The organism is Roseibium sp. AS2 (assembly GCF_038900065.1).
GTDB lineage: Bacteria > Pseudomonadota > Alphaproteobacteria > Rhizobiales > Stappiaceae > Roseibium.
Genome location: NZ_JBBMQN010000005.1, coordinates 295,145 through 316,216 on the forward strand (window position 1 = coordinate 295,145; position 21,072 = coordinate 316,216).

Annotated in this window: 19 protein-coding genes and 1 tRNA gene; 12 read left to right on the top strand and 8 right to left on the bottom strand. The window is 61.2% G+C overall.

The window, feature by feature from the left end; genetic code table 11:
* Positions 1–18: 18 nt before the first annotated feature.
* On the bottom strand, positions 19–456 hold the full coding sequence (locus WNZ15_RS16485) for an outer membrane protein assembly factor BamE (RefSeq protein WP_342894087.1): 438 nt from the start codon (positions 454–456) through the stop codon (positions 19–21).
* A gap of 131 nt (positions 457–587) precedes the next feature.
* Here WNZ15_RS16485 and WNZ15_RS16490 point away from each other — a divergent pair, with 131 nt between their 5' ends.
* The 6 genes from WNZ15_RS16490 (at position 588) to WNZ15_RS16515 (ending at position 5,110) form a co-directional block, all read left to right on the top strand.
* Positions 588–1,136 (top strand): ubiquinol-cytochrome C chaperone family protein, encoded by a 549-nt coding sequence (locus WNZ15_RS16490; protein WP_342894088.1) that lies wholly within the window; start codon positions 588–590, stop codon positions 1,134–1,136.
* 42 nt (positions 1,137–1,178) lie between these two features.
* Entirely contained in the window at positions 1,179–1,769 is a 591-nt protein-coding gene (locus WNZ15_RS16495) for a DUF177 domain-containing protein (protein WP_342894089.1), read from the top strand.
* 222 nt (positions 1,770–1,991) lie between these two features.
* On the top strand, positions 1,992–3,056 hold the full coding sequence (plsX, locus tag WNZ15_RS16500) for a phosphate acyltransferase PlsX (RefSeq protein ID WP_342894090.1): 1,065 nt from the start codon (positions 1,992–1,994) through the stop codon (positions 3,054–3,056).
* The gene (locus tag WNZ15_RS16505; RefSeq protein WP_342894091.1) at positions 3,053–4,030 is read left to right on the top strand and encodes a beta-ketoacyl-ACP synthase III; all 978 of its coding nucleotides are present in this window, start codon (positions 3,053–3,055) and stop codon (positions 4,028–4,030) included. The genes plsX and WNZ15_RS16505 overlap by 4 nt, the downstream gene beginning before the upstream one ends.
* A 144-nt stretch (positions 4,031–4,174) precedes the next feature.
* Entirely contained in the window at positions 4,175–4,489 is a 315-nt protein-coding gene (locus tag WNZ15_RS16510) for an integration host factor subunit alpha (protein ID WP_342894371.1), read from the top strand.
* A gap of 9 nt (positions 4,490–4,498) precedes the next feature.
* A complete protein-coding gene (locus WNZ15_RS16515) occupies positions 4,499–5,110 on the top strand; it encodes a MerR family transcriptional regulator (protein WP_342894092.1) in 612 nt (203 codons plus the stop codon).
* Between the two features lie 130 nt (positions 5,111–5,240).
* Here WNZ15_RS16515 and WNZ15_RS16520 read toward each other — a convergent pair whose 3' ends face one another.
* Both WNZ15_RS16520 and WNZ15_RS16525 read right to left on the bottom strand, forming a co-directional pair.
* Positions 5,241–6,440: a glycerophosphodiester phosphodiesterase family protein gene (locus tag WNZ15_RS16520; protein WP_342894093.1), complete on the bottom strand. Its 1,200-nt coding sequence runs from the start codon at positions 6,438–6,440 to the stop codon at positions 5,241–5,243.
* A 66-nt stretch (positions 6,441–6,506) separates the two neighbouring features.
* Entirely contained in the window at positions 6,507–7,742 is a 1,236-nt protein-coding gene (locus WNZ15_RS16525) for a cytochrome P450 (protein WP_342894094.1), read from the bottom strand.
* Between the two features lie 271 nt (positions 7,743–8,013).
* Here WNZ15_RS16525 and WNZ15_RS16530 point away from each other — a divergent pair, with 271 nt between their 5' ends.
* Complete coding sequence (locus WNZ15_RS16530; RefSeq protein ID WP_342894095.1) at positions 8,014–8,202, top strand: hypothetical protein; 189 nt, start codon at positions 8,014–8,016, stop codon at positions 8,200–8,202.
* A 529-nt stretch (positions 8,203–8,731) separates the two neighbouring features.
* Here WNZ15_RS16530 and WNZ15_RS16535 read toward each other — a convergent pair.
* Positions 8,732–9,100 carry a universal stress protein gene (locus WNZ15_RS16535; protein WP_342894096.1) on the bottom strand — a complete coding sequence of 123 codons (369 nt, stop codon included), beginning with the start codon at positions 9,098–9,100 and terminating at the stop codon, positions 8,732–8,734.
* 283 nt (positions 9,101–9,383) lie between these two features.
* On the opposite strand from WNZ15_RS16535, the gene WNZ15_RS16540 reads away from it, so the two are divergent.
* The 5 genes from WNZ15_RS16540 to WNZ15_RS16560 all read left to right on the top strand — a co-directional run bounded on the left by WNZ15_RS16540 (position 9,384) and on the right by WNZ15_RS16560 (position 16,570).
* Positions 9,384–9,872, top strand: a complete 489-nt coding sequence (locus WNZ15_RS16540; RefSeq protein WP_342894097.1) for a universal stress protein — start codon at positions 9,384–9,386, stop codon at positions 9,870–9,872.
* A 414-nt stretch (positions 9,873–10,286) separates the two neighbouring features.
* Positions 10,287–11,141, top strand: a complete 855-nt coding sequence (locus WNZ15_RS16545) for an ABC transporter substrate-binding protein (RefSeq protein WP_342894372.1) — start codon at positions 10,287–10,289, stop codon at positions 11,139–11,141.
* Between the two features lie 80 nt (positions 11,142–11,221).
* A complete protein-coding gene (locus WNZ15_RS16550; protein WP_342894098.1) occupies positions 11,222–12,823 on the top strand; it encodes an ABC transporter permease subunit in 1,602 nt (533 codons plus the stop codon).
* A 97-nt stretch (positions 12,824–12,920) separates the two neighbouring features.
* Positions 12,921–14,162, top strand: coding sequence for an acetamidase/formamidase family protein (locus tag WNZ15_RS16555; protein ID WP_342894099.1), 1,242 nt, complete (start codon positions 12,921–12,923; stop codon positions 14,160–14,162).
* A gap of 86 nt (positions 14,163–14,248) precedes the next feature.
* Positions 14,249–16,570 carry an acetamidase/formamidase family protein gene (locus tag WNZ15_RS16560; RefSeq protein WP_342894100.1) on the top strand — a complete coding sequence of 774 codons (2,322 nt, stop codon included), beginning with the start codon at positions 14,249–14,251 and terminating at the stop codon, positions 16,568–16,570.
* A gap of 196 nt (positions 16,571–16,766) precedes the next feature.
* Here the strand turns inward: WNZ15_RS16560 and WNZ15_RS16565 are convergent.
* The 4 genes from WNZ15_RS16565 to WNZ15_RS16580 all read right to left on the bottom strand — a co-directional run bounded on the left by WNZ15_RS16565 (position 16,767) and on the right by WNZ15_RS16580 (position 21,047).
* A tRNA-Pro gene (locus tag WNZ15_RS16565) sits at positions 16,767–16,843 on the bottom strand.
* A gap of 108 nt (positions 16,844–16,951) precedes the next feature.
* Entirely contained in the window at positions 16,952–18,217 is a 1,266-nt protein-coding gene (locus WNZ15_RS16570) for an O-antigen ligase family protein (RefSeq protein ID WP_342894101.1), read from the bottom strand.
* Positions 18,214–19,821: an undecaprenyl-phosphate glucose phosphotransferase gene (locus tag WNZ15_RS16575; RefSeq protein WP_342894102.1), complete on the bottom strand. Its 1,608-nt coding sequence runs from the start codon at positions 19,819–19,821 to the stop codon at positions 18,214–18,216. The genes WNZ15_RS16570 and WNZ15_RS16575 overlap by 4 nt, the downstream gene beginning before the upstream one ends.
* Positions 19,818–21,047 (bottom strand): glycosyltransferase family 4 protein, encoded by a 1,230-nt coding sequence (locus WNZ15_RS16580; protein WP_342894103.1) that lies wholly within the window; start codon positions 21,045–21,047, stop codon positions 19,818–19,820. The genes WNZ15_RS16575 and WNZ15_RS16580 overlap by 4 nt, the downstream gene beginning before the upstream one ends.
* Positions 21,048–21,072 lie beyond the last annotated feature (25 nt).

Consider the following 21,072-nt stretch of genomic DNA (forward strand, 5'->3'; position numbering starts at 1 on the left):
GTATTGCGGGGATGGCTGTTAAAGGCCGAGGCTCGGGCTTGCCGCGCCTTTCAGGATCTGCGTCAGGAAACCGTAATCCGCACCGCCCGTCCGGGTCTTGCGGCTGACGATGTCCACGATCTTGCCGTCCTGCAGGGAATAGTTGCCCATGTCCTTGACGAACCCGTCATCGTCGAAATAGACCGCAACGACCCGTTGCTCGACGATGCTGGGTGCCATGAAGGCCGTGGTCGCCGTCTTCTGGGAGATGTAGTAATAGGCATCGCCCGCAAGGCTCGATGTCGTTGAGGGCGAGCCGAGGACCAGTTCCACCTGTTCCCGGCTGGAGCCCACCTGCACCTGGTTCAACATGTCACTGGTAATGACATGGCCATGAGTATAGGTAGAGGTAAAACAGCCGCCGAGCGGTAGCGTGACCAGAAGCGGAAGGATCAGGGCGCTTGCCTTGAAGTTCATCTAAGAATTCCCGTTACGCCAGACCGGACTGACTGCTTTTGCCGGACTGACTGCTTTTGAATGTCATTGCTTCGCAGAGTCACTATCGTGGGATAGGGCGCAAGGCAACACCTGACTTTGAAGGAGACGCCATGTTCTTTGGCCTGTTCCGCCGCCGGTCCCGCGATGCCGAGCACAAGATTTATTGTGAAATCGTGGCTCAAGCGCGGCAGCCTGTCTTTTACACGGACTTTCTTGTGCCCGACACCATCGATGGCAGGTTCGACCTGATCGTGCTCCATGCCGTGCTCTTTTTCCGCAGAATGCGCGGGGAGGGCGCGGAAGTCTCGGAGTTTTCGCAGGCCGTGTTCGATATCTTCTTCAATGACATGGACGGGTCCCTTCGTGAACTGGGCGTCAGCGACACGCGTGTTCCAAAGAAGGTCAAGGTCATGGGCGAAGCCTTTTATGGCCGCGCGGATGCCTACATTCCGGCAATCGAGGCCGGTGACGCCGCGCAACTCGCGGACGCCCTGGGACGCAACATCTACCCCGACACGCCCGAACCGGTCGCACAGATGCGCCTGGCGCACTATATGCTGAGCGCGGCGGCCAGACTGGGTGCACAATCGGTCGAGACCCTCATGGCAGGGCCGGTCGCCTGGCCCGACCCGGAGCTTTTCAAGGCGTTGGAAGTCTGATCTAGAATTGGCCGCAAAACGGCCCCAAGGACAACAAGAGCAATGACAGCAGACACGTTCCCCTATTCCTACAAGATCAATGCGGTCTCGGTCGTCGACAAGGATGGTCAGGTCACGGTCGCGCCCGATGCGGACGGTCGCAAGGCGATCGCCGACGCCTTCAATCTTGTCGGCGTCGACGATCTCGTGACCGATTTCCTCCTGAAGCCCTACAGGAAGGCCGGTCTCAGGGTTGTCGGACCGGTGACGGCCGACATCCGGCAGACCTGTGTCGTGACGCTCGAACCCTTCGAAAGCCGCCTGGAGATAGCTGTCGACCGGACGTTCGAACCGCATTCAAGCCGGCCGCGCAAGATCAGGGATCTCAATGACGACGGAGAGATCGAGATCGATCTGGAAACGCTCGATCCGCCTGATGTCATTCTCGACGGCGTTCTGGATCTGGGGGCGGTCATCTGCGAAGAACTGGCCCTTGCGCTCGACCCCTTTCCGCGCAAGCCGGGAGTGGCGTTCGAGGAAAGCGCTGGTGTCAGCGGCGGCACCCAGGGGGAGGCGGCCGAAACGCCGGAAGACAAGCCCTCGCCATTTGCCGCGCTGCAGGCCCTCAAGGAAAAACCCGTCAAAGGGAAATGAGATGTGCTGCGGGCCGTTTATCCCCGACACACGGGGCCGGGGAGCGGGTTTTCAACGTCAGAACCGTGTCCGTTCAGGAAAACGGTTGTCAGCCCTGCCAAAAGCGTTATGTTCGCGCCCGTTCTTGGCACTCCAGCCTGGGCTTGTGCTGAGCGGGCAGCACAATTTTGGAGGCTCCGATCGGTGCTGTTCCTGGTAGTCAAACCACAAAAGACATTCTAGATGGCGAAAACCATTCCGATTTCTCTGGATGCCATGGGCGGCGACAACGGGGCTGAGGTCGTCATTCCCGGGGCGGAAATCGCGCTTGTCCGCCATCCGGATATCCGCTTTCTTCTGTTCGGCAACGAGAACGTCATCAAGCCTCTTCTGGAGCAGTATCCGCGCGTCCGCGATGCCTCGACCTTCCATCATTGCGAAGTCTCCATTGCGATGGATACCAAGCCAAGCCAGGCCTTGCGCCAGGGCCGCTGGCGTTCGAGCATGTGGCGCTCGATCGAGGCGGTGAAGACGGGGGATGCATCCGTCGCCGTCTCGGCCGGCAACACCGGCGCGATGATGGCCATGTCGAAATTCTGCCTGCGCACCATGGCCAATATTGACCGGCCTGCCATCGCCGCCATCTGGCCGACCATGCGCGGCGAATCCGTCGTTCTGGACGTGGGCGCCACAATCGGCGCGGATGCGCAGCAACTGATCGATTTCGCCATTCTCGGTGGCGCCATGGCGCGCGCCCTGTTCGGCGTTCAGCGCCCGAGCGTCGGCCTGCTCAATATCGGTGTCGAGGAAGTCAAGGGACTGGAAGAGGTCCGCACGGCCGGCCGGCTTCTGCGCGAAACGCCGCTGCGCTCGCTTCGCTATGCCGGATTCGTGGAAGGCGACGACCTGGGCAAGGGCACGGTTGATGTGGTCGTGACCGAAGGTTTCGCCGGCAACATCGCCCTGAAGACCGCAGAGGGGACAGCCAAGCAGATCGGCAGTTACTTGCGTTCCGCGATGAATCGCACCTTTATGTCGAAAATCGGCTATCTCTTCGCCAAGGGGGCCTTCGATCTGCTGCGCGAGAAAATGGATCCGCGCAAGGTCAATGGCGGCGTGTTCCTGGGACTGAACGGCATTGTCATCAAGAGCCATGGCGGCACCGATGCCGAAGGCTATGCCTCGGCCATCGATCTTGCCTACGACATGGTCAAGAACGAACTGACCCACAAGATCGCCCAGGATCTTGTTCATTACCATCGTGGCCGCTTCGCTGAAGCCCCGCCGACATCGGAAGGTGATTTGTGAGCGTAATCCGTTCAACAGTGACTGGCTGCGGGAGCTATCTTCCGGAAAAAATCCTGACCAACGAAGACCTGGCGAAATCGGTCGACACGACCGACGAATGGATCGTCCAGCGCACCGGCATCACGCAGCGCCACGTCGCTGCCGACGGCGAGGTGACGTCCGATCTGGCTCTGGAGGCCGCTCGCAGGGCACTGGAAAGTGCCGGCCGGGACGCTCAGGACATCGACACGATCATTCTGGCAACGGCGACGCCCGACAACACCTTTCCGGCAACGGCGGTGACGGTGCAGTCGCGGCTGGGCATCTATCACGGTGCCGCCTTTGACGTGCATGCCGTGTGCTCGGGCTTCGTCTATGCACTGACTACAGCCGACGCCTATATCCGGGCCGGCCTGTCCAGGCGCTGCCTCGTGATCGGTGCGGAAACCTTTTCGCGTATTCTTGACTGGACCGATCGGACCACCTGCGTCCTGTTCGGCGACGGCGCCGGAGCCGTGGTGGTGGAAGCATCCGAAGGCGACGGCACCAATGCGGACCGGGGGGTGCTGACGTCGCACCTGCGCTCCGACGGCCGCCACAAGGACAAGCTCTATGTGGATGGCGGACCGTCCACGACGCAGACCGTCGGTCACCTGCGCATGGAAGGCCGCGAGGTCTTCAAGCATGCGGTCGGCATGATCACGGATGTCATCGAGGACGCCTACAAGGCCACGGGCCTGACATCGGACGACCTCGACTGGTTCATTCCGCACCAGGCGAACAAGCGCATCATCGATGCGAGCGCCAGGAAACTCGGCATCGCTCCGGAAAAGGTCGTGACCACGGTTCAGTGGCACGGCAACACCTCCGCAGCCTCCATTCCCCTGGCTCTGGATGTGGCCGTCAGGGACGGGCGCGTCAAGAGGAACGACCTCCTGATGCTCGAGGCCATGGGCGGAGGGTTTACCTGGGGCTCGATGCTTCTGCGCTGGTAAGGTTCCTTTCCGCCGGTGCACCACAATTCGTATGACGGCATCTAGTTCCGGTTGACCGACCCGCCTCAAGGCCGTACCGTGTGGTATTGCATTGGAGTTCTCTTGCAAAATCAGCCAGATCGCTGGCGTCCTCGAGGAGGGGTTATGGGCAATCGGACTATTACCCGGGCGGACCTGTGTGAAGCCGTCTATCAGAAGGTGGGCCTCTCGCGTACGGAATCGTCCGAATTGGTCGAACGTGTACTTTCTGAAATTTCCGACTGTCTTGTGACCGGAGAATCGGTAAAATTGTCAAGCTTCGGTTCATTTGTGGTCCGCTCCAAGGGGGAGCGTATCGGCCGCAATCCGAAGACCGGCGAGGAAGTGCCTATTTCACCGCGCCGGGTGATGGTGTTCAAGCCATCCAACGTTTTAAAGCAGCGGATCAATGATGCGCTGACGGGTCAGACCAGCAAATAACAAGACCGGATGAGCTCGCAGGACAAAAGCCCCGACGCCTTTCGCACCATAAGCGAAGTCGCTGAAGACCTGGACCTGCCGCAGCATGTTCTGCGCTTCTGGGAAACCAGATTTTCCCAGATCAAACCGCTCAAGCGGGGCGGAGGACGACGCTATTACCGGCCCGATGACGTCGAATTGCTCAAGGGAATTCGCCATCTTCTCTATGGCGAGGGCTACACCATCAAGGGCGTCCAGCGCATCCTGAAAGAGCAGGGGCCGCGCTTCGTCATGCAGATCCGGCACGAACCCGTCCCTTCGGTGCCGGCCGTCGCTTCCCGGACAGACCCTTCCGAAATGACTTCTGTTGCAGGCACGCGCGAGCAGGCCGCCGCGGCGCATCCGGTGTCGAACGGCCAGCAGGAAACGCTTCCGAGTGGTGTGCTGGCGGAGGAGACACTGGACGCGGCGGAACATGCCCAGCCAGGCAGTTTCAATATCCTCGGCCGGTTGCGCGGCGAAAAGCCGGCGCCGAACGGACCCGCGGCAGCGTCCACCGTCACGAAGGAAGATATCCGCCGCCTTCAGGCCACCCTGTTTGAATTGCTTGAGTGCAAGCGCGCACTTGATCAGGCACGCTGAAGCGGCATGCAGCCTTTGGCCGGACCCATTGTTCCGGTCATGTGTAGCAAGTCCCGGAACACATCACGGTTTTGGCCCTGGGTTTTGGCACAGCATCCGCGCAGCATCTTCAATGCCGGACCGGTGCATGTCACTCCAGACCCATGCAGGACGCATAGAAACTCGTCGTCGCCGGCCAGTCCGAGAATATGCCCCGGACACCGACGTCGCGGGCCAGAACGTCAACGACCTCCAGCATCCTGCCGTCGCCATCGATGGCCTCACTGATGCTCTGATAGTACCAGCCACCGCCGGATGTCAGCGGACCCGACCGCTCCAGCGTCCAGGTAATGATTTCGAGATCGGCGGCCTTTGCGGCGCGCGCATAGGCTGACGGAACGATCCGGCCGTCTTCAAGGGTGAGCAGAACGAACAGGGGCGGGGCGATATAGTTGACGCCCATCGTCTTCAGCTCTTCCATCGACGGGGAGAATGTCTCCGGGTCGGCCGGGTCCAGGTCGCGGCGTGCGTCGAGGAACACAGCCTGTCTGCCGAATTCCGGTTCGTTCCCGATCCAGTAAAGCACATCGTCGAGGCTGAAGGACTGCGGGTAGACGTCTTCCGGCGGAACGCCGGCGGCCTTGTAATCGTCGATCAGGGCCTGGGCATAATCGGCTTGAGAATAGCCCTCGAACGGCATCGCGACCTTCGGCGCTTTCAGTTCCGGCATGAACTTCACACCGAGCTTCCTGAACAGAGCAATCGACTCCGCATGGGTCATCAGCGTGCCCGTTCCGGCATAAAGCTCGGTACGCCACGGCGCGGTGCCGTGGAGATAGGCCTGTGCGGACTGAGCGGACGTGTCGGCGCCATCCATCTTGCCGCGCAATGACCTGAATTCCTTCAGGCTCAGGTCCGAGGTCCGGCACTCGGCGGAGGCCGGGGTGTCGCCCTTGGCCGGAGTAAAGCCCTGCGTGCATTTGCCGACCAGATCCGTCACCAGGATATCGGTCGTCGTGTGCAGGTCGTTCTGGGAATGCCTGCAGACCAGTTCCTTGTCCCTGGTGAAGGTGACGTCGCATTCCACGATGCCTGCGCCCATCAGGCTGGCCGCACGGTAGCCTTCCTCCGTGTGCTCGGGAAATTGCAGCGGCGCGCCCCGGTGGCTGATGGAAAACAGCGTGGGTCTGACCGGTTGGCCGATACAGGCCGCGAGCCGGTCCTTCAGCGGCCCGTCTTCCATCTGGCTGACCAGCCAGGCGGGCCGTGGGCCGGGATCGGCCGCTTGCGCAAAGCCTGCACAAACAGGTGCCAGGGCAAGGAAGGACGCGAATGCCAGGGTGAGGCGCATGATGATATCCGGACTGGAGAGACTTGAGACAGGAATACCGGTGCGCCGGGACCACGGCAAGCATGTTCAGGAGGCCTGCCAGCGAATTCGAAGCGCCTGCGGCCCACGGACCGAAAGTCCGCGTTTGTAGCGCACCTCCGGTTCCGCCAGCTCGATGGACCTGAACCGTTTCAGCAGCGTCGTGAAGATGATGTCCATGTCGAGCCGGGCAAGATGGTTGCCGAGGCAGAAATGGGCGCCGCGGCCGAAGGCAATGTGCCGGTTGGGCGTCCGGCCGGCATCGAAACGGTCGGCGCCGGGAAACTGCGCGGGGTCCCGGTTGGCGGCTCCGTAAAGAACGCCGAACTTGGTGCCGCGCTCGAAGGATTGCCCGCCGATCTCGACATTCTCGGTGCAGTAGCGGTGGAAAAAGGGCAGGGGCGCCTCGAAGCGGAACATCTCCTGCACCGCCGTCTTCATCAGGCCGGGGTCGTCGCGCAGGCGTTGCATCTCCCCTGGAAACATCAACAAGGCATGCAGGCCGCTGCCGAGCACGTCGATGGTCGAACCGTGTCCCGCCATCAGGATCAGCATGGCGGTGGAGATGAACTCGTCGTGGCTCATCTGACCTGTCCGTTCCGCCTCGATCATCAGCGACAGCAGGTCATCGCGCGGATCCACCGCGCGCGCCGCTTTCAGCTCCAGAAGATAGTGATAGAACTCGGTCGTGTTCTGCTCGGCCAGCGCCTTGCGCGCATCGGAGCGGTCGATGTCGAAATACTGGACGATGTTTTCCGACCAGACCCGCAGTTTCGGGCAGTCCTCGTCCGGCACCCCAAGCACACGGCCGATGATGTGACCGGGCACGTGGGCCGCCAGGTCCCCGGTGAAATCGATCTCCGTTCGCTCGGCCAGGCGATCGAACAGGCCGTCGACATAGGCCTGGATGCCGTCCCGGAGCCTGCCGACCATCACCGGCGTGAACAGCCTGAACACCTGCTTGCGCAACCGGTCATGGACCGGGCCGTCGCTGTCCAGCAGGGAGAATTGCACGAACCGGGAATGGTGCGGCATGTCGTTCCAGTTCTGGGCCCGTTTCTGAGCTGCGATCTCGTCCGCGTCGGCAATCTGGTCCATGGAGCGCACCATGCTGTCGTGCAGGACAATCTCCGACACATCGTCGTACCGGGCGGCCAGCCAGACATCGAATTCCTCGAACCATGTCAGCCCCTCCCGGTCACGCAGCGCTGCGTAATAGCGATAGGGGTCCTTGGCGAAGTCGTCTGAAAGCGGGGTGAAGGAAAGGTCTGTGGACGGGCTCATGAGGGACTCTTGGGGCGGTGCATCATCGGATAAACTTGTGATTCTTGGCAGGGTCAAGGATTTGACCTGCCGGTTGCAAGGCAAAAATCGGTTCCCGGCAACCGGTGTCTGCAATTATTCAAGGTTCCCCCGGCTTTGAGGACAGGGCCTGGGGATAGTGAGGAAATGGCAGAACTGACGATATCGCGCGGCGCGTGAAAACCTGACTGTTTCTGAAGGCGGTGCCGACTGTGCCCCGCTGGATGCGTGCCCCGAAGGACATGAGACCGCAATGCGTGTGCCGAAGGCATTTTCTGAAGAGTATCAGGTTTTTCTGTGCGAGACCGGATTCGACAATCCGGATCCGCAGGCGTTGCTGATGGAACTCGCCTCGCTCTCCATGGAAGTCTATCTGAAGGAAATTGCCTTCCTGTCGGATTTCGTCGGCCGGGTCCAGCGGGCGAAGCGCGAGGCAGCCTGAACGCCTCGGCGGACAGGGCGGCTGTCTCCGCAGTCCACTCTGCCACGCGGCCTTCTTCACCAAGACCCTCGATGTCTCGACGACCCGGGTCACACAGGTGCGCTGGTATCTGCATGTTGACGCCGATCAAAGCACCGGCGGTCTGGACGTGATCCCAACTCCACAACGAGCGACCCGGTTTGTGGAGACGAGAAATGGCGCAAGATACGAAAGATACGGGAAAAAGCCTGAAGAGCAACGACATGTCGAAGCAGGACCGGAAACATCAGGAAGACCTGCTCGACGAAGCCCTCGATGAATCGTTTCCAGCCAGCGATCCCCGGCAATGGTGGAGCCGACACCACATGCAAAGCCGAAAGACGCCTAGGGTTTTCCGGTCCCGGAACACAAAACAGCCGCCCGCCTGCTCGTCACGTCCTCCTTCCCGCCATTGGCGGTGAGGCCGCTAGAACAGCGGGGCCTTCCAGGTATCGGCGACCCCTCCAGCGCGGGGCGGCATAAAAACACGGCATCCCGCACGCCCGGCCTGTCAGCGCGACAGCAGCAGGGGAACGTCGCTGTTCTCGAGCATTTCCGACGTCGTGCCCCCCAGGATGTTCTGGCGGAGCCTGGAATGCCCGTAGGCGCCCATGACGATCAGGTCGCTCTTGAGATCCCGGGCCGTCCCGAGCAAAACCTCCGAAACCGGCTTTCCTTCGGAGGCGACGGTTCTGACGGTAAGCTTCAGTCCATGCCGGGACAGGATCAGTGCCATGTCGCTGCCCGGTTCCTGGCCGTGATCCTCCTCGCCGACCACCGGATCCACGACAAGGAGATCGATCTCCTGTGCCTTTTTCAGAAACGGCAGGGCATCGCTCACCGCACGGGCGGCTTCCCGGCGGGCGTTCCAGGCGATCATGATTCGCTGGCCGGTCGTCTCCGGGGCCGAAGCCTTGGGAACATAAAGGACGGGACGGCCGGAATCGAACAGGACGCGCAGTGCCGCCCGAAGGACTTCCAGGCTGGGCTTTGCCGGCGACCCTGGTCGACCGTCGGGCACAGCTCGGCGGATCGGGCGCTTGCTCAACCAGCGCCAACCGGCGTAAATTCCAGCCGGACTCAAGTCGCCGCTGGATATCGGTCGGTGGCAGGTCAATTGTCCCTCGTGTTATCCGTCAATTTCCAAGGTCACTCGACACAACATGCAGAAAATCCTGTTGCCGGTGGACGGTTCCATCCACTCGATGAAAGCCCTCAAGATTGCTTCGGATCTGACCGCGAAGTATCAGGGACGCCTGTATATTCTTCACTCCTTGCTGCGGGGCAAGGATGCCAGTGGCCTGATGGCGCTGGATATTTCCAGTCAGTTTGAAAAACCGTTGCAACAAGTCCTGAACAAGGCGATGTCCGCGAACATGGGTCCGGCTCCCGACAAGGTTCTGTACAAGATCGGCCAGATAATTCTCGATCACTTCGGGGACAAGGCCAGAGCCCAGGGAGTGGCGTTTGAATTGTTGCCGATCGTGAGCGGAAAGCCTGCGGATGAGATTCTCAAGATGCAGGAAGAGATCGAAGCCGGCACCATTGTCATGGGCGCCCGCGGTGTCACCCCGTCCGACAGCTCCACTTTCGGCAGTATTTCCCAGGAGGTGTTCAGTCGTGCCCAATGTACCTGCATATCGGTAAAATAGACCGGAGCCCTGTGGTCCTGTCACGGCTTGATTCCGCCCCGAGTTCTCATTTAAGCGGCCCTGGCTTCAAATGCCAATGGGCTTTGGACCTGTCACGGTTTGATGCTGTCCCAAGATCTCAAGGTTAAAGTGAATATCGAGTAGAGCTAAAAAACAATCATATGGCCATTTATTATGCATGAAATGTGTAATATTTGATCATTTATAGTAATTTCCTCAGTTTTCCGACAATATATTACAATAAAAAGTGCGGCTGCCGACAACGCAGATATTCAGAACTGTCTTTAAGCTCCGGTTGTCAATTCCAGACAACAGCTTTTCACCCAGCTAACGGAGCGATAAATGAAGATTACCGGGACAACACGCACACATTCGCTGGCCAGATCGAGTGCAGGCGCCTTCTTCGCGGTGACCATGATCGCAACCGCTTTCGCCGGTTCGATTCTGACCGCAACGGCTTCGGCGCAGGCCGAAACCGCGATCCCTGCCGCCTGCGCGGATCTGCAGGCCAAATATCCGGACCTGAAGGGTAAGACCCTGGTCAATGCGGTAAACCCGCATACACCAGGCTATGAGTCGATTGATCCGAACGATCCGACCAAATACATCGGCTTCGACATCGACCTGGGCGAAGCCATCGGCGATTGCCTCGGTTTCGATCTGACCTACAAGGCGGTCACCTTCGCGGCCCTGCTCACCACGCTGCAGGCCGGTCAGGCCGATATCGTGATCTCGGACATCTACGCCACGGTCGATCGGGCGAAGGCTGCCGACTTCATTACTTATCTGAAGGTCTTCGACGGCGTTCTGGTCGCCAAGGGCAACCCGAAGGGCATCGACGGTATCAACACCACCATGTGCGGCGCGATCGCAGCCGAAAACACCGGCTATGTGGAAGTGCCGCTCATCGAGGCGCTTGCGGCGGAATGCGAGAAACTCGGCAAGCCGGCTCCGGAAATCCAGCTTTACGAAAACAACGCCAACTGCATCCAGGCGATCCTGTCGGGACGCGCGGACACCTATGTGAACGACGTGAACACCGTTGACGGTGCCGTGAAGGCCTATCCGGACCAGCTTGAAAAGGCGACGGCGGTCACCCTGCCTTACTCCGTCGGCATCGCCGTTCCACGCAACGATGTCGAATTCCGCGATGCGGTGATGGCGGCCCTGACAGAAATCCAGAAATCCGGTCTCCAGGTCGAACTGATGAAGAAGTGGAACCTGCCGGAAGATCAGCTGGAAACGCCGAAGCTGGTGCTTGCCGAATAGGGTTCCAACTTCGCGAAAGAGCGGTCCGGGCGCAGCCTTTCCGGACCGCTCCGACAATCCGGAAACAGGCGCAGGCTTTTATGGATCTCTTCCTTCACTACCTCACCCAACCCTATCTGATGACCGGGATCGTCTACACGGTCCTGATCACTTTTTTCGGCTTGATCGGCGGCGGCTTCCTGGGGATCGCCCTGGCCGCGATGCAATTGAGCCGATTTCGGGCACTTTCCGTTTTCGCGCGTATTTATGCGGTGATCTTCCGGGGGACGCCGCTGATCCTTCAGATGATCTTCTGCTACAATGCGCTGCCGATGATTGGCATCAAGCTGACGGCTCTGGAAGCGGCAAGTCTTGCGCTGGCGCTCAACGAGGCGCCCTTCATCGCCGAGATCATCCGCGCGAACATCATTGCCGTGGAGCGCGGGCAGGCAAGCGCCGGCCAGGCTCTCGGCATGACGCCGATAGTTACCATGATCCGCATCGTCGCGCCCCAGGCGTTCCGCACCATGGTGCCCGCGCTCGGCAACGAGGCCGTCAGCGCGCTCAAGAACTCTTCACTCGCCTCGGTCGTCTCCGTTCAGGAACTGACCCTGCGCAGCACGCAGCTTGCTTCGGCGACCTTCGATTTCTTCTCGATCTTCTTCGCCTCCGGGCTGATGTATCTGGTTCTCGCGGGCAGCATCGCGATCATCCAGATTATCGTGGAGATCATGCTGGATCTGGATCACCCGGACCCAAAGGCGCGGTTCGCGCGGCTTCTGCCCTGGTATCGCGCACCGCTTCCAGTGGAGGCGGAGCCCGCCGGGGGCGCGGACACCGCAGCAGTGCCGCTGCCGCCCGCCTCGGGCAAGGCGATGGCGCCTCTCGACAGGCGCAAGCGTGCGCAGGCAATTTCGGCCAATCGGCCAGCTGTCGAAATCGAAAACCTGATCAAGAGCTACGACGGTCGCAAGGTGCTGGACGGTCTCGACCTGACCGTTCGCCTTGGCGAGGTCGTGGCGCTTCTCGGACCGAGCGGATCGGGCAAGAGCACGCTGCTGCGCTGCATCAACCGTCTGGAGTCCTGGGACAGCGGGACGATCCGCGTGCTCGGGCGTCAGCTTGGCGTCGACGAAAACGGACTGAAGCTCACACCGGCGGCCATCGCCAACGCCCGTGCCGCCGTCGGTGTGGGCATGGTGTTCCAGAACTTCAATCTCTTCGGTCATCTCAGTGCCCGCGAGAACATCGCCGGTCCCCTGCGCTGGGTGCAGAAAGCTTCGCCCAGGGAAGCCGGGCGCAGGGCGGACGAGCTTCTGGAACGGGTCGGACTGACCCACCGGGCGGATGCGCTGCCGCGGCACATGTCCGGCGGCCAGCAGCAGCGGGTGGCAATCGCCCGGGCGCTCGCGCCCAATCCGGCGGTGCTGCTGCTCGACGAGCCGACGTCGGCGCTTGACCCGGAACTCGTCAGCGAAGTGCTGGAGGTCATCCGGCGGTTGGCCGTCGAGGACGGGCTCACAATGCTCATTTCGACACACCAGATCAGCTTTGCGAAGGACGTTGCCGACCGGGCGATCTTCCTCGCGGACGGGGCGATCGTCGAACAGGGCCCCGCCGAAAAGATGCTCAGCGAGCCTTCCAATAGCCGCACCCGCCAGTTCCTGCAGATCATGAAGGAAGACCCGGAACTCGTTGGCTGAGACCAGAGCCGCCTGGTCGGCGGCGTCGACAGCACACCAGTCAGGCCGCGTCCGCGAAGCCTGTAAGAAAAACATACCCTGACGATCGGAGACCCTGATGACCCATCATACTCTACCTGCTACCGCTGACACCGTTCACTGGGGCTATTTCAGCAAAACACTCGAACCGCAACTGACCATCAAGTCCGGCGACCGGGTCACGATCGAAACGATCACCCATCATGCCAATGACGATCACGCCCGCATGATCGCAGGGGATACGGCGGCCGAAGAGATCTTTCTCTGGACTGCCGAGGAAAAGACGATCAAGCGCCGCGGGGCAGGCCCGGAAGACGGACCGTATCAGCACGGCTCCGGCGAAGGTCTCGGCGTCCATCTCCTCACCGGTCCTGTCGCGATCGAGGGCGCTGAACCCGGGGACGTGCTCGAGGTGCGCATCATAGATGCCTATCCACGTGCTAGCGCCAGCACGGCGTACAAGGGACGGTTCTTCGGTTCCAACCCGTCGGCCAACTGGGGGTTCCAGTACAACGACTACCTGGAGGAGCCAAAGCCGCGCGAGGTGGTGACGATCTATGAACTGGACATGAGCGAGCCGCCCACGGTCTCCGCGCTCTACTCCTATCTCTGGACGCCGCAGACGGATCCGGACGGTATCGTTCATCCGACCATCGATTATCCCGGCGTCAGGGTCGACCACAACACGATCACGAAGAAGGAAGGCATCCTCTCCGGTGTAAAAGTCCCGGCCAGGCTTCATTTCGGCACCATGGGTGTCGCCCCGGCGGAAGCCGATTTCGTCAGCACCATTCCACCGAGCTATACGGGCGGCAACATGGACGACTGGCGGATCGCGAAGGGCGCACGGATGTTCTATCCGGTTGCGGTGCAGGGCGCGCTCTTCTCGGTCGGCGATGCGCATGCCTCCCAGGGTGACAGCGAGCTCAGCGGCACGGCCATCGAGATTTCGTTGACCGGCGAATTCGAATTCATTCTTCACAAGAAGGCGGATCTGCCGGGTACCGTGATGGAAGGGCTCGATCACCCGCTTCTGGAAAATGACGACATCTGGTCCGTGTACGGTTTCAGCGTCACCAATTACCTTGCCGAACTCGGCCCTGATTCTCAGTCCGAAATTCTCAAGAGCTCGAGCCTGGACAACGCCATGCGCGATGCGTTCCGGAAATTGCGCCGGTTTCTGATGACGGTACATGGCCTTACCGAGGACGAGGCGATCTCTCTCATGTCGGTGGCGGCGGACTTCGGCATCACCCAAGTGGTCGATGCGAACTGGGGTGTTCACGGGAGCCTCCGGAAAAGCGTCTTTAAGTGCTATTGAGAAAGGGGCTGTTATTCCTTCCTTCGCAGGTGCAATATAAAATGGCTGGTTCCTCAGAGGTGCCGGCCGGCACCTTGGATCAGGGAATGAATATCAGGCAGTTCATCAGCGAATCCTATCCGCTCGATACGCGAGGCCATGCCTGGCAGGACGTGCTTGCCGCCCTCAGTCTTGGCTCGGACTCGCCAGAAGCGGACTTCGATCATTTCGCAGCTGCGCTCATTCTCGGGCAGGCGGACGGCGTGCTGCTCGGCAAGCTGACCGCAGCCGCGCAAATCCTGAAACCGATGTCGCGCAAGGGCCGGTTGCCTCTCGTCCTGATGTCGCTCGATGAAACTTTCGAAGTGACGGCGGAAACGGGCGGTTTTACGGTCGGGCCGGGTGAGGGCGTGATGCTTCCGGCCGACAGGGCCTGGGAAGTTGTCCTTGATCAGAACACAAACCTTGCCGTCTTCTCTCTTTCGGAGGCCGCGCTGCACGGCCAGCGTTTCGGCCTGTCTCCGCTTGTCTCACCGATGCCGGTCACCGCAAGAGGGGTCGGCAACGTTTTTCTTCAGTCTCTGCGGGCCGCGGCATCGGAACTCGAAAGGCTGAGCGACCTTGAATGGCAATCCGTTGAACAGGTGATTGCCGATCTGTACCTGACGGTTGTCATCTCGGCGTCCTCGTCGGCAGCCGATACAAGTGTGAATTCCAGCCAGGCCGCATTGTTCAGCAGGCTGACGCTCGCCATCGAACGCAGGTTCGCGGAGCCGGAACTCTCCGCCAGCAAGATCGCCCGGCAGGAAGGTATTTCCGAGCGCTATCTGCAGAAGCTTTTCGAGCAGAACGGCGAGAGCTTTACCCACTATCTCAGGGAGCGCCGGTTGCAGCATGCGCGCATGGCACTGGTCGCGCCGGACGAGTCGCGCATTCCCATTTCCGAGGTGGCCTACAACTGCGGCTTTACCGATGCAGCGAATTTCAACCGGCTCTTCAAGGAGCGTTTCGGCTTTCCGCCCGGTGCCTTCCGGACCAATCACCTGAAGAGCCTGTTGGAAATCTCCAATACAGAGCAGCGCGGCTGGCCGGTGAAGGCACTGACCGACCGCAAGACCAGGAAGCGCAGTGCCGTCGGCGGAGCACAGTTTGACGACATCGAGCTTGCCGAAATGCCGGACACAGACGGAACGCATCATGTCCTGCCGGCAAATTCGAAGACGGTGCACTGGGGTTATTTCGGCCGGTCGGTGCGCCCGGTCCTGGAAATCTCTTCCGGAGACACTGTCGAGGTGGAAACGCTGACCCAGCACTCCTCCGACGATCCAGAGCTCTTCATCAAGGGCGATGCTGCCGCTGAAGACGTCTTTTTCTGGAATGCGGAAAAGAAGAACGTTGACCGGCGCGGCGCCGGGCCGATCGATGCCTCGGTCTACGGCCGCGGGGCAGGAGAGGGTTTCGGCGTGCATGTCTGCACAGGGCCGATCTATGTGAACGGAGCCGAGCCGGGCGACGTACTGGAAGTGCGTATCGACGACATGGTGCCGCGTCCGAGCGGCAATCCCGATTTCGAGGGACGCTATTTCGGCAGTTCCGTCGCTGCCTGGTGGGGGTATCAGTACGGCGAATTGCTGCAGGAGCCAAAGCCCCGGGAAAACGTTTTTGTCTATGAAATCTTTCCCGATGGCGATGGCGGCGGTTTTGCCAGGGCGCATTACGCCTATCGCTGGACACCGCAGAAGGATCCTTTCGGTGTCATCCACAAGACCTATGACTACCCGGGTGTGCCGGTAGATCCGGCTACGATCGAAAGGCTGTCGCCAGTGCTTTCCGGAGTTCGCATTCCGCTTCGGCCCCATTTCGGGGTCATTGCGGTCGCGCCGCGTGAGGCCGATCTGGTCGACAGCGTGCCGCCGGCCTATTTCGGCGGCAACATCGACAACTGGCGCCTCGGCAAGGGAGCATCGGTCTATCTGCCGGTCTCCGTGCCGGGCGCCCTGCTTTCCATCGGCGATCCCCATGCCTCGCAAGGGGACGGGGAGGTTGCCGGCACGGCCATCGAATGCTCCATGACCGGTCGGCTGACGGTGATCCTGCACAAGAAGGGCGGGATTTTTTCCGACCTCACCTATCCGTTGATCGAAACACCCGAAGAGTGGGTGCTGACCGGTTTTAGTCATCCGAACTATCTTGCCGAATTCGGCGTCAAGGGACAGGGCGAGGTCTATGCCAAGTCCTCGCTCGACCTTGCCATGAAGGATGCCTTCCGCAAGACCCGCCGGTTCCTGATGAGCACCCACGGGCTTATGGAAGATGAGGCCATTATGGTGATGAGCGCGGGGGTCGACTTCGGCGTCACCCAGGTCGTCGACGGCAACTGGGGCGTTCACGCAATCATCCGCAAATCCATCTTTTTTGACCGGGGCTGAAGACCGGGGCCTGATTGTTCAGGCGCGGTTTCTAAAAATTTTCCAAACATGAATTCGGCGCTACAGCTTCCTGCCGCCAGGATCGACCCTGCGGCGCCTGTCGCGTGACAGCCGCAGTGTGAAATCAAGGTTTCATGGTGCAGGAAGAAAAATGTGCAGGAAGAATAAAACTGACGATTGTCTCAATCGTCCAGAATGGTCGGGCAGGCCGGATTTGAACCGACGACCCCTTCACCCCCAGTGAAGTGCGCTACCAGGCTGCGCTACTGCCCGAACGGACCCTACCTAACTTGTTCGCAAGGCGAGTGCAAGCGACTTGTTGAGGGCCGGTCCGGCTATGAAGGGACTGCTTTCAGAGGCGGTTCGCTGGTGCCGGATTGCTCAAGCGCGCAAGGGGTCGTTGTGCTGTCCCGTTGTGCGGCTCCGGCCGAGCTTTTCCGCGGCAATCAGGCCCCAGGCAAGGCCATAGAGCATGTACATGTGCCGCCAGTGGTCCGTATCGATGACAACCGACAGGACCAGGTGCGCGGCGAAGACTGCAAAGATGCATTGCGTGAACCCGGTCCACGGGCGGGCGCGGAACAGAAGCGGCACCATCGCGCACAGGGTCCACACCGCCATCAGGATGTAGACGGTGCCGCCGAGCCAGCCATAGGTCGTGAACCCTTTCAGGTAGACATTGTGCTCGTCTTCCGGGAAGAACTTGTTGAATTCAAGCGGTCCGAGACCGAGAGGATACTCCATCACCAGTTCGAAGCCGAGCGCGTAGCGGGCGAACCGTCCGAGCCGGGCGCCGTCATACTCCTGCACCAGCCTGGCGCGCTGCTCGAACATGTCGGCCACCGTGTCGATCGACAGGGCGGCGGCGACAAGTGCGAAGACGGCGAGAACGCCGAAAATTCCCAGAAACACCAGCCGTGCCTTGCGCGCGCCGCTGTGCTCGCCAACAAGCGCGAGGAAATAGACCAGCAGGACCGAGGCGAACAGGGCGCCCCAGGCCCCCCTCGAAAAGCTCAGGAAGATCGCCAGGAGCAGAATGGCCAGCGGCACCAGCAGATGCAGGTTTCTGAGCACGCTGTCGGTCAGCAGTTTCCGGATCAGCAGAACGGTCGGCAACACGAGAAACGGACCGAACACGTTCGGGTCCTGAAACGTGCCGCGGGCCCGGTCGTACAGGGTGAAATATTCCGCGCCCGGAAACAGCTTGAAATATCCGGCAATGCCGATGGCGGCCACCAGAACGGCACTGACCGTGTAGCCGTTCTGTATGACGCGGCACCTCGTCGGGTCGTCCGCGATGATTGCGGCGTAGAAGATGGCGGTGACCGCCAGAAAGCCGGAGATGGCGATGTACATGATCGCATCGCCCATCTCCCGCGCCATCGGAACAGAGGCGACACCGCCGGCGACGTAGAGCATCAGGCAGATGATCAGGGGACCGAATTCACGGCGCAGTCTCAGCCCGCAGGCAAGCCAGACAACCGTGAGCAGCGCCATGTAGAGTTCATAGGGCGCGGGCTCCTCGATCACGAACCCCGACAGAAAGACCGCAATCCACAGGCCGCCATTGCCCAGGCTTCTTGCCGGCAGGCCGAAGTGCGGGCGCGCGGCCGGCGCGCCGCCGAAAGGGGCGGCCGCGAGGCTCAATAGGCGTTCTCCGTGTTGAGCAGGCAGAGCGGCGTCAGCAGCAGGATCCTCAGGTCGAACAGGATCGACCAGTTCTCGATGTAGTAGACGTCGCACTCGACCCGTTTCTGGATCTTTTCAGGCGTGTCGACTTCGCCGCGCCAGCCGTTGATCTGGGCCCAGCCGGTCACGCCCGGCTTGACCTTGTGGCGCGCGAAATAGCCGTCGACCACATCGTCCCAGGTTTTGTCGTCGGTGTGAGCGTTGACCGCATGCGGGCGCGGCCCGACCAGCGACAGGCTGCCCCCCAGAACGTTGAAGAGCTGTGGCAATTCGTCGATCGATGTCTTGCGGATGAACCGGCCGACCCGTGTGACACGGGAGTCGCCTTTGGTCACCACCTTGCGTGCATCCGGATCCGCCATCTCCGTGTACATCGAGCGGAACTTGAGGACCTCGATGATCTCGTTGTTGAAGCCGTACCGCTTCTGGCGGAACAGGACCGGGCCCTTGCTGTCAAGCCTGATCGCGGCAGCCGTCGCGATCATGACCGGGAACAGGGCGACGATCGCCGCCGATGCGAACACCAGATCGAAGATCCGCTTCGCGACCATGTCCCAGTCGGCGATCGGTTTTTCGACGACGTCGACAAACGGCACCGTGCCGATGAAACTCGCACCCCGGTTGCGGAACCGGACCTTGTCGGTATGGGCGGACAGGCGGATGTCCACCGGCAGGATCCAGAGTTTCTGCAAGAGTTCCAGGACCCGCTTCTCGGCACGCAGCGGAATGCACACGATCAGCATGTCGATCCGTGCCAGGCGGGCGAATTCGACCAGAGCGCTGATGTTGCCCAGCTTCGGATAGCCCGCGACAACCGGAGGCGACCGGTCGTTGGACCGGTCGTCGAAAATGCCGCAGATCCGGATGTCGTTGTCCGCCTGCGCTTCAAGGTCGTGGATCAGTTCCTGGGCGGCAGTGCCGCCGCCGACGATGATCGCGCGCCGCTCAAGCCGCCCGGAACTCATCCAGTGACGCACCCGCCGGTAGACGACGATCCGCGACAGGCAGAAGCCGGTCAGGGCGAGAGCGTACCACGCTCCGATCCAGGCATCGGACAGGGCAGACCCTATTCCGGTGGTCGAGCGGAGCACGGCGAACATGGCGAAAACCAGCGTCCAGCCGGCCGCGACCCGTCCGAGTTGTGAAATACCCTGACGCATGACAGGGACCTGATAGACGTCCGCTGCCTGAAAGAAGGCGAGTGCGAACAGGATGGCGGCTGCCGTCGCGAAAAGATTCGAGACGCCGAATCCGGCCGCCTCGGGGCTGGTGAAGGCAGCCGCCAGCGCGGTGCCCGCAATCAGCACGATATCCGTCAGGCGGACCGCGCCGGCCAGAACGGGTATGGAAATGCCCTTGCCGCCGAGACCGCGTGCGATTTCGGTCGCTTCGGCGGTCAGGCCGGACCCCGCCGCTGACAGCAACTCGATATTCGCCGGTCCGGACACGCCGTGAACGGTGTGACGGTAGTGTTTTTCCAGTCTATGGACCAGGCCGGACCCGCCTGCAGTGGGGGGCGGGTCAACAGGGTCGGTCGGCTTGAAAGCGGGATCGCTCATCATCGGTTGCTCGATCTTGCATAAACCGCCTGGGCGCGTGACGCGGCGGACGCGCTGTCCGTGGCTACAGGCACCGCGCCGTCGGCCGGCAGGATGCCCTTGATGTCCTGGTACAAGGTGGTGATCCGGTCGTTCATCAGATCGACGGAGAAGGTCTCGGCCAGGCAGCCGCGCAGTTCCCCGGCCTCTTTGGTCATTTTCGCCGGGTCTTCGATGGCCGCTTCCATGGCGGTGGTCAGCTTGCCGATGTGCCCGGGGTCGACCAGCCTGTGGGCATAGCGGCCGAAGATCTCGGGGATGCCGCCGACGCGGGTCGCGATCAGCGGGCGCTCTGCGGCGACCGTCTCCAGAATGATGTAGGGCATGGCCTCCGCACGCGACGGGATAACAACCGTTTTCGCGAGCTTGAAGGCTTCACGGGCGGGCAGGGCGCCGTGAAAGGTCACCGCGCGCTCAAGGCCGAGCCTGGTGACCATGTTGCGGTAACGGTCCTCTTCCGGACCTTCGCCGACGATATGCGCCTTGGGTGCCTCGCCGTTTTTCAGGCGGATGTTGTAGAGGGCCTCGATGAAGAGATCGGGCCCCTTCAGGTCGCGGAGCATGCCGATATAGAGAAAATCGGCCGCATTGTCCGGGACCTCGACGGGGGCGAATTCCTCGGGAAGAAGTCCGTTATAGACAATGCGCGATTTCGCCCGGGGCAGGCCGATCTTGCTTTCATAGGCGGACGCTTCGTAGTCGGAGACGAACACCAGGCCGTCCGTAAGGCGGCCCATCAGCCGTTCGAGCGCGTGGTAGACCCGTCCTTCGAGGCGATTGGGATCGTAATGCAGACTGCCGCCGTGCGGGCAGTAAACGCGGGCGATCTTCTGGCCGCGCATGGCAAGAAAGCTGCCGATCAGGCGGACATAGGCACCGCCCTTGGCGCCATGCCCATGCAGAACGTCGGCTTTCAGGTCCCGGATATGCCTGTAGAGGGACAGGGTCGCGGACATGTCCTTGATCGTCAGCTGACGTTGCATCGGGAACCGCGCGAGGCCGAGCGCGAGCTTCGGCCTGAGCTCTTCCAGAAGCTGGTTGTCAAAAGCACTGCCCGTGCTGCTGTCGCAAATCAGTCCGACATCATGTCCCGCTGCCGCCTGGCTGGTTGCCAGATCGCGGATATGGCGGAAAATTCCGCCGATAGGCGAGCGAACACAATGCACGATCCTCATGGGAGTCGTTGTCATGGCGCAGTATCCCTGTTACCGCCCC

Coding starts and splice junctions, on each gene's coding strand:
- WNZ15_RS16535 (WP_342894096.1), bottom strand. CDS start 9,100: ATGATCGCCTGGAACGCCCGCCGGGAAGCCGCCCGTGCGGTGAGCGAT.
- WNZ15_RS16490 (WP_342894088.1), top strand. CDS start 588: ATGTTCTTTGGCCTGTTCCGCCGCCGGTCCCGCGATGCCGAGCACAAG.
- WNZ15_RS16550 (WP_342894098.1), top strand. CDS start 11,222: ATGGATCTCTTCCTTCACTACCTCACCCAACCCTATCTGATGACCGGG.
- WNZ15_RS16540 (WP_342894097.1), top strand. CDS start 9,384: ATGCAGAAAATCCTGTTGCCGGTGGACGGTTCCATCCACTCGATGAAA.
- WNZ15_RS16485 (WP_342894087.1), bottom strand. CDS start 456: ATGAACTTCAAGGCAAGCGCCCTGATCCTTCCGCTTCTGGTCACGCTA.
- plsX (WP_342894090.1), top strand. CDS start 1,992: ATGGCGAAAACCATTCCGATTTCTCTGGATGCCATGGGCGGCGACAAC.
- WNZ15_RS16560 (WP_342894100.1), top strand. CDS start 14,249: ATGAATATCAGGCAGTTCATCAGCGAATCCTATCCGCTCGATACGCGA.
- WNZ15_RS16555 (WP_342894099.1), top strand. CDS start 12,921: ATGACCCATCATACTCTACCTGCTACCGCTGACACCGTTCACTGGGGC.
- WNZ15_RS16495 (WP_342894089.1), top strand. CDS start 1,179: ATGACAGCAGACACGTTCCCCTATTCCTACAAGATCAATGCGGTCTCG.
- WNZ15_RS16525 (WP_342894094.1), bottom strand. CDS start 7,742: ATGAGCCCGTCCACAGACCTTTCCTTCACCCCGCTTTCAGACGACTTC.
- WNZ15_RS16520 (WP_342894093.1), bottom strand. CDS start 6,440: ATGCGCCTCACCCTGGCATTCGCGTCCTTCCTTGCCCTGGCACCTGTT.
- WNZ15_RS16510 (WP_342894371.1), top strand. CDS start 4,175: ATGGGCAATCGGACTATTACCCGGGCGGACCTGTGTGAAGCCGTCTAT.
- WNZ15_RS16580 (WP_342894103.1), bottom strand. CDS start 21,047: ATGACAACGACTCCCATGAGGATCGTGCATTGTGTTCGCTCGCCTATC.
- WNZ15_RS16515 (WP_342894092.1), top strand. CDS start 4,499: ATGAGCTCGCAGGACAAAAGCCCCGACGCCTTTCGCACCATAAGCGAA.
- WNZ15_RS16530 (WP_342894095.1), top strand. CDS start 8,014: ATGCGTGTGCCGAAGGCATTTTCTGAAGAGTATCAGGTTTTTCTGTGC.
- WNZ15_RS16575 (WP_342894102.1), bottom strand. CDS start 19,821: ATGATGAGCGATCCCGCTTTCAAGCCGACCGACCCTGTTGACCCGCCC.
- WNZ15_RS16545 (WP_342894372.1), top strand. CDS start 10,287: ATGATCGCAACCGCTTTCGCCGGTTCGATTCTGACCGCAACGGCTTCG.